7 protein-coding genes and 1 pseudogene are annotated in these 6,935 nt (G+C 51.4%); 2 read left to right on the top strand and 6 right to left on the bottom strand.

Annotation, left to right across the window (positions count from 1 at the left end; all coding sequences use genetic code 11):
- A pseudogene (locus tag QZP87_RS07880) lies at positions 1-388 on the bottom strand (ammonium transporter); the annotation flags it as partial.
- 750 nt (positions 389-1,138) lie between these two features.
- Between QZP87_RS07880 and QZP87_RS07875 the strand changes: the two are divergent.
- Positions 1,139-1,648 carry a GNAT family N-acetyltransferase gene (locus QZP87_RS07875; RefSeq protein ID WP_291322372.1) on the top strand — a complete coding sequence of 170 codons (510 nt, stop codon included), beginning with the start codon at positions 1,139-1,141 and terminating at the stop codon, positions 1,646-1,648.
- Between the two features lie 93 nt (positions 1,649-1,741).
- Here QZP87_RS07875 and QZP87_RS07870 read toward each other — a convergent pair whose 3' ends face one another.
- From QZP87_RS07870 to QZP87_RS07860, 3 genes are all read right to left on the bottom strand, one after another.
- A complete protein-coding gene (locus QZP87_RS07870) occupies positions 1,742-2,170 on the bottom strand; it encodes a putative toxin-antitoxin system toxin component, PIN family (protein WP_291322371.1) in 429 nt (142 codons plus the stop codon).
- On the bottom strand, positions 2,170-2,403 hold the full coding sequence (locus tag QZP87_RS07865; protein ID WP_291322370.1) for a ribbon-helix-helix protein, CopG family: 234 nt from the start codon (positions 2,401-2,403) through the stop codon (positions 2,170-2,172). The genes QZP87_RS07870 and QZP87_RS07865 overlap by 1 nt, the downstream gene beginning before the upstream one ends.
- A 547-nt stretch (positions 2,404-2,950) precedes the next feature.
- Entirely contained in the window at positions 2,951-3,559 is a 609-nt protein-coding gene (locus QZP87_RS07860; protein ID WP_291322369.1) for a nitroreductase family protein, read from the bottom strand.
- A 606-nt stretch (positions 3,560-4,165) separates the two neighbouring features.
- Between QZP87_RS07860 and QZP87_RS07855 the strand changes: the two genes are divergently transcribed.
- The gene (locus QZP87_RS07855) at positions 4,166-4,639 is read left to right on the top strand and encodes an RT0821/Lpp0805 family surface protein (RefSeq protein ID WP_291322368.1); all 474 of its coding nucleotides are present in this window, start codon (positions 4,166-4,168) and stop codon (positions 4,637-4,639) included.
- Positions 4,640-4,682: 43 nt separating this feature from the next.
- On the opposite strand, the gene QZP87_RS07850 is transcribed toward QZP87_RS07855, so the two are convergent.
- The gene (locus tag QZP87_RS07850) at positions 4,683-6,104 is read right to left on the bottom strand and encodes an FAD-binding protein (RefSeq protein WP_291322367.1); all 1,422 of its coding nucleotides are present in this window, start codon (positions 6,102-6,104) and stop codon (positions 4,683-4,685) included.
- 51 nt (positions 6,105-6,155) lie between these two features.
- On the bottom strand, positions 6,156-6,935 hold a 780-nt coding region (locus QZP87_RS07845; RefSeq protein ID WP_291322366.1), incomplete at its 5' end, for a M48 family metallopeptidase.

Genomic DNA, 6,935 nt, shown 5'->3' with positions numbered 1-6,935 from the left:
GTTCGGCCACTGCACCGGAAATGATGGACATGGCCGTGGCCACGAAGACCACCTGAAAGAAAAAGTCTGAGATGTTCGAATAATAAGGGGCATCTTCTCCGCCGGCAACGACCTGGGCCACTGTGTTGTCCCCGCTCACCAGGAAGCTGATTCCAGGTATTATTGAACCACCGTCCCCGTACATGATATTGTAGCCCACCAGCATGTACATTATGCAGGCAATGGAATACAGGGCCACATTCTTGGTCAGTATCTCAACGGTATTCTTGGAGCGGACCAGGCCGGATTCCAGCATGGTGAAGCCTGCGGCCATCCACATTACCAAAAGCCCTGACAGCAGAAAATAAAATGTATCCAGGGCATAACTGAGTTCCAATAGACCTTCCACTTGCTAATCCTCCTTTGATTGCTGGGCAGTAAATTCCTAAAACAAATTTGTAAAATTGATTGAGTCCTGCCCTGAACTCAATCTGGGCATGCGTTGCTGCTACCTGGTGATGTTTGAATCAGTTCATCTTTTTGCCTGTACGGCCCGGGGTGTGCATATACCTCCTCCCTTGGTTGATAATTTTGTATATAAAAATAAAAGAAAGAACTGATGTTATCAGATAAAAGCAATATGAGTGCCGTTTTGGATAACTGCTTGTATATGCGGGATTTTTTTGTTTAAAGGAAAAAGGGGTGACAAGATTGCTGTACAAAATTGTAAACTGGCGGAAACATGGTTATTTATCAGCTGACCATGATGTATAAAAATTGCAGTCAAAGTACAGTGAAAACGCGCGTAGAAAGGTCTGGCAGAAAGGCTTTTATGGCTGTAAGTATATTAAAGTCAGCAAATACAGGGGCTTGGCTGAGTGAAAGAGCCGCTCAAGGAGCAGGAAGACAGGGTCTGGGCGCTGCCATGTCTATAGTACTTTTTTGTAAAAAATCCGTTTGTGTGCGGCGTAAGCCCGGCAGGTTTTTATTGAAGACTGGTTGCAGGCGGCAGGCTTTTGGCATAATTATGACTGCCTGGTTGGACGGAAAGGTTTTTAGGGTTTAAAACCACAATGCAGTTGTGCATATGCAACTCGACGTATGGATTGCCAGGGTTAAGCAGGTGAATGGTTGCACGTAATAAGTGAGAGGTTGTATGATGGCTGAGAAATTCGAAAAGGTACAGAACCACGCACAGATAAATAGGACTTCCAGGTTGGCCAGGGAAATATGGCAGGATCATTACACGCCCATTATCGGCCCAGAGCAGGTGGAGTACATGCTCAAAAATTTTCAGAGTCCCGGGGCTATAAATGACCAGCTGCAAAGCGGGGTGGTTTACTACCTTGTCGTAAGGGCTGATGAGGACTCCGGCTACCTGGCCCTGGAGCCCGATCCTGAAAAGGCATCGGCCAAGCTGAGCAAAATATATGTGCTAAAGGATAAAAGGCGTTGCGGGCTGGGCAGAAAGACTCTGGAATTTGCCGAGATGCTGTGCCGGGATATGGGGATCAAGGATTTATGGCTTACCGTGAACAGGCACAACCACGCAGCAATCGCCTTCTACCGGCAGGAAGGGTTTACCGCCGCCGAGACCGTGGTGCAGGACATAGGCGGCGGCTTTGTTATGGATGATTACAAAATGGTCAAAAACCTCAGTCCAGGATGATGTAAAGCAAGCTTTTCTGAATAACTGCATTGCAATTGAATGGTAGATGCCTGTTGTCAGTTCCTCAATGGCTTTTAAGCGGGATCAGGGAAGTTAGTCAAAATGATCCACCCAGGTGGCTGGGGTAATAACGGAACTCCCTGGCCGAGGGTTGTCAATGAGTGGCTTGTCGCCGGTAATAAGAATGGCTTGAGCTTCGTTGGCCAGGAGAGCCCAAATATGAGAATCCTTGGCATCCGGGGCCGAGTGCTTCGTATCCGCAAGAGGTTCACGCCAGATTGCGTTGGCGGTGATTTCAGTCAGTATTGTTTCAATACCAGGGCTGCTTAAGCCATGCAGTCGTGCTATTGCAGGGCGCAAAAGTACCTGTTCATACTCCCGTAGAAGTTCAGGGGACAGCAGATAAATTATTCGTCCCTCCAGCATGGCATCCACAAGCCTGGCGGTAGGTGCATCAGGTCTGGAAGTAATGACCCCGGCAACCAGGACGTTGGTATCAACGACAAAGACCCGTCTGTTCATTAATTTCTAAAGGCACGGGTTTCTTCCGTACTCAGGGCCATTGCCTCTTCTTCACTGCAGTTTGCCTGCGAGCGGGCGCGTGCCACCAGTTGCCGGGCATCATCCATGGACTTTATACCGCGCATATGCAGGCTTTCTTCAATTATCTTGTTTATGCTGCGTCCCTGCCTGGCCGATGTTTCCTTTAGAGCGCGGTGCAACTCGTCATCAAGGGTAATGGTTAAGCGGCTCATTTTTACCTCCAGGTGAGCATGTTTTCTTCCATATAATCACCAGAGCACCAAGGTGTCAATGATGTAGCTGATTGTAAAAAACATGTGCACAGCAATATATTTTTAAACCCTGAATCCACTGGAAAAGTTCCGGGATTGCACCGAATCCCGGAACCTGTAATATTCGAAAATAACAGTAACTATTCAACAAATCTTTTTGGCTCTTTCAGCTCAAGTGTACGCCAAGCCTGAAATATTTTTACCTCTCGCCCGCTTCGCTAGAGGCACAGAGGACGCAGAGATAAGAAGGATTTTTCATTGCCCTGAGCCGGGGCAATGAAAAAGGCTCTCGCCCCCTGCGGGGGAGCTTGTTATTTATATACACCGGCTCGGTGGATATGAATATTATATTTTTCTCCTGCTTATCTCTCAGCGAGCTCTGCGCCTCTAGGGCCGGCAGGTCCGGGCGTGAGACATTCTTTTCTTTACGTTACCGGTAAATATTTTAGGTAGAATATGGTGAATAGATGCAAATAACAAAGCGTTATGAATTAAGCCTTGTTCATGATCAGTCCAGGATGATTTCCTCCATGGCTTTTCTGGGTCTGGGTTCGGGTGATTCGGCCGGCCGGCCCACTGCCAGAAGGGCGATGACTGCAGCCTGCTGCGGCAGATTGAAGCGCTGGCGCAGGGCCTCTTCATCGTACATGCCGATCCAGCAGGTGCCCAGATCCATCTCTGTGGCCCGGAGCATGATATTGGTCAGGGCGATGGAGCAGTTCATGCCCACTGCCCCGCGCAGCACCTCGGTGGGGGCGTTTTGAGCCTTTTCCACGTAGTCTTCCACTCCGGCCTGCATTTCCGGGGGCAGAACCGCGCTGTCGCGCAGAAAACGCACCGCTGCCCTGGCATCCTCCAGAAACCGGGTGATGTCTGCGCAGCAGATGATGACCGCACCTGCTCCGGCCACCCATTTCTGGCCCCGGGTTGGGGAACCCGACAGCCACTGGATGTCTTCCCTGCCGTCTACGATCTTGAATCTCCAGGGCTGGGCGTTCATGGCTGAAGGAGCCAGCCTGGCCGCCTCCAGAAGCTGCATGATTTCATCTTTTGAGACGGGGTCGTCTTTAAACTTCCTGATGCTCCGTCTTTTCTCCAAAGCCTCCTTAACATGCATATCAATAACCTCCTTATTACTCCAGCGACACTCTGTGTTAATTATTGCCTCGGCCACCGGGGACAGGCACCCCGCACTTAATTTTAAAATCCGTCAGTCTTCTGTAGGCAAAATAAGTGCGGGTAATGCCTGTCCCCTGCTTTTTCCTTAAAATCGCTGACAGATACCCGGCCAGAATGACACATGTGTATCTGTTCAGCGCTTTGCATGTGGCATGGGGACTGGCTCTCCCCGTACTTATTTTAGCTGATGTAAAGATCATTACTGAAAAATAAGTGCGGGGGTGCCTGTCCCCTGCTTTCCCAAAAAAACGGCCAGGGGGACAGTCCCCGCGACACTTTTCCTGCACAAATACATATAGTACAGACGCGAAATTTTGTGAAGCTGCATAATCATTACTTAGCGGGGGACAGTCCCCTGTCCTTGTGCCATCAGCCACAACCGAGAACCCCCTGAATGGTTACCATGCAACGCTTTTCCCCAGGTTAATCCCAGCCCTGCTTTTTGACAGACACGTGTTTACATGGCCTGACGATGTATTAACATTTTAATGGTACGGTCAATGCATAAATCAAACCATACAAATAAATATTCTGGAGGGAAGATATGCGTGCAATTATTTACATTACAGCCATGCTGGCAGCTCTGGCCATGCTCGCAGGCTGCGGCGGACATAAGCACACCGTGGGCGGAGCCGGCCTGGGAGGCATAGGCGGAGGAGTAATCGGCTCCCAGATAGGCAGCGGTACCGGCCAGACCGCTGCAATCATCGGCGGCACCCTGGCAGGCGCGGCCCTGGGCGGATATGTAGGGAGTTACCTGGACCGCATGGATGAGATGGATCAGCAGAAAATGGGTCAGGCTTTGGAAACCAATCCTGACGGTGAAACATCTCAGTGGGAAAACCCCAATACTGAAATATCCCACGAAGTCACTCCCAGGGAAACCTATAAAAGCGATGAGGGACGATATTGCAGAGAGTTCACCACTGAAGCCGAAATAGGCGGGGAAGAAGAAACCATATACGGCACCGCCTGCAGGCAGCCCGACGGAACCTGGGAAATCGTACAGATGGACTGATCAGGCTGCAAAGACCAGGACCGGATAATCCCCGGGCAGGTGGTCAGCTTCCATCCGCCCGGGTTTCATGCCTCCTGGCAATCTCTCTGGCCGGGATCAGTCCTGTAGCTGATGCAGAAACTATGTTGCCGGCGACTCCGGGACCGTCCCCGGCCACAAAAAGCCCCTGAATGCAGGTCTCCAGCACATTGCTGGTATGCACCTGGGTGGCGAAAAACTTGATCTCCGGGGCATAGAGCAGGGTGCCTTCATTTGAGACTCCGGGTACCACCCTGTTCAGCTTTTCAAGGCCTTCCACGATATTACGCACGATGCGCTCCGGAAGAGCCATGGCTATGTCGCCGCAGGTGACGTTTTTCATGGTGGGCTCCACAAAGCTGTTGCTGATCCGGTTCCAGGTGGAACGCCGCCCCCGCTTGAGATCTCCGTAACGCTGCAGGACAGGCCTGCCTCCACCTATGATCGTGGCCAGGCGGCCGATGGATTCTCCGTAGGCCTGATTGCTGGTTACAGGGTCTTCCAGGACCACCTTGGAAAGAAAGGCGAAGTTTGTGTTGTCGGACTTTTTGTCCATGTAGGCATGCCCGTTGACACAGACAAAGTCCTGGTAGTTTTCCAGGGCCACGAATCCGCCATGATTGGTACAGAAGGTGCGCACCTGGTCGTCGTAAGTGTTGGTTCTGATGAAAAAGGTGGGGTCGTAAATCACATCGCAAAGATCCTGCATGACATCCCGGTTGACCTCTACCCGCACTCCCACTTCAATGCCACGCTGGGAGACATTCAGCCCGTGCCGCCGGGCCAGATTGCTCACCCATTCTGCACCCACCCGTCCCGGGGCCAGGATGACACTGGAAGCTTTGTATTCCCGCCGGCTGGTAACCACTCCCTGCACTTGTCCATTTTCAACCAGCACATCTCTGACCTCTTCCGAGGTGTGTATCTCCACCCCCCTGCTTTTGACATATTCGGCCATGTTTGAAATATGCCCCGGCAACTTGTCGCTTCCAAGGTGCTTCTGCCGGATGAGCAAGAGATCTACGCCGTTTTTCAGTGCATCCTTGCGGATATTTCTGGCTTTTTCCATGCTGGTGGGATACACCTGCCCGTCCATGTTGAAGAGATTGTAGATCTCTTCAGTGTCCCGGATAAGTTTCTTGGCATCAGCCACCGGCATGAACTGGGTCAGATCCGTCTTGCCCAGCTTGTGGATATAGTTGAGCTTGCCGTCGGAGAAAAGCCCGGCACCACCAACTCCGGACATGATATTGCAAGGCCTGCAGCGCATACACTCCTGCTCGCCATTGATGGGACACAGTCTTTTCCGGGAGGACTTGCCTTTTTCAACGACCAGGACCTTCAGACCGGTGTTCTCACCCAGGTAATAGGCTGCAAACAACCCTGCCGGCCCGCAACCCACAATGATAACATCAAAGTCTTTGTCTGCATCACCCTTATGGGGCATATTTATCCTCAGGCATCGTTTTCAGGCTTGTCAGGTTGAAGACGTCACTGTTCAAGACCGGTCATAGTCGGGATTGATCCGCCTGATCCTGTCCTCTATGGGGGGATGGGTGGCGAACAGGCTTTCAAACTTGCTCACAGCCTCAGTAAAAAACATATGGCTGGCCTGCTCTGCATTGGGGTTGTTCAGATGGTTTTTGTTTTCAGTCATGGATATATCCCGGATTTTTTTCAATGCCCCTTCCATGGCCTGAGGCATGCGGGTAAACTGTACTGCAGAGGCATCAGCCAGGTATTCTCTCTGCCTGGATATGGCGGCCTTGATAATATTCCCCAGGAACATGCCCACCAGTCCAGCCATAATAAGCCCGGCCCCAATGATAATAACAACTATCAGAACCCTGGGATCAGTTCTGGACCTGCTGCCGGAGATCATGGAACCATAGAGAGCGTTTCGAATAACGAAGCTTCCCATGTAGGTCAGGATAAGCAGGCCGAAAACGATTCCCATGAGCTTTATATTCAGGTACATGTCCCCGTTCTGGATATGGCTTATCTCATGGCCCACAACCGCCTGCAGCTCTGAACGGCTCAAATGCTCCAGGGCCCCGGATGTAAGTCCGATAACAGCGTCATCCTCGTGCCAGCCTGCTGCAAAGGCGTTTATGGAGTCTTCACCGTCCATCACGTACAGCCCCGGCATCCTGGTCAGCCCGGAGGCTATGGCCATTTCGTGCACCACGTTCAGGGCCTTTTGCTCGTGGGGATTCTGGGTCTGCGGTGAAACCGGCCTGGCGTTGAGTATCCCGGCCACAGCGGTTCCACCTTTTCT

The sequence above is a fragment of the Desulfonatronospira sp. genome (genome assembly GCA_003563255.1).
GTDB lineage: Bacteria > Desulfobacterota > Desulfovibrionia > Desulfovibrionales > Desulfonatronovibrionaceae > Desulfonatronospira.
Note: the sequence above shows the minus strand (reverse complement) of the source record. Positions and strands in the feature narration are given on the sequence as shown.

Coding starts and splice junctions, on each gene's coding strand:
- QZP87_RS07875 (WP_291322372.1), top strand. CDS start 1,139: ATGGCTGAGAAATTCGAAAAGGTACAGAACCACGCACAGATAAATAGG.
- QZP87_RS07870 (WP_291322371.1), bottom strand. CDS start 2,170: ATGAACAGACGGGTCTTTGTCGTTGATACCAACGTCCTGGTTGCCGGG.
- QZP87_RS07865 (WP_291322370.1), bottom strand. CDS start 2,403: ATGAGCCGCTTAACCATTACCCTTGATGACGAGTTGCACCGCGCTCTA.
- QZP87_RS07860 (WP_291322369.1), bottom strand. CDS start 3,559: ATGCATGTTAAGGAGGCTTTGGAGAAAAGACGGAGCATCAGGAAGTTT.
- QZP87_RS07855 (WP_291322368.1), top strand. CDS start 4,166: ATGCGTGCAATTATTTACATTACAGCCATGCTGGCAGCTCTGGCCATG.
- QZP87_RS07850 (WP_291322367.1), bottom strand. CDS start 6,104: ATGCCCCATAAGGGTGATGCAGACAAAGACTTTGATGTTATCATTGTG.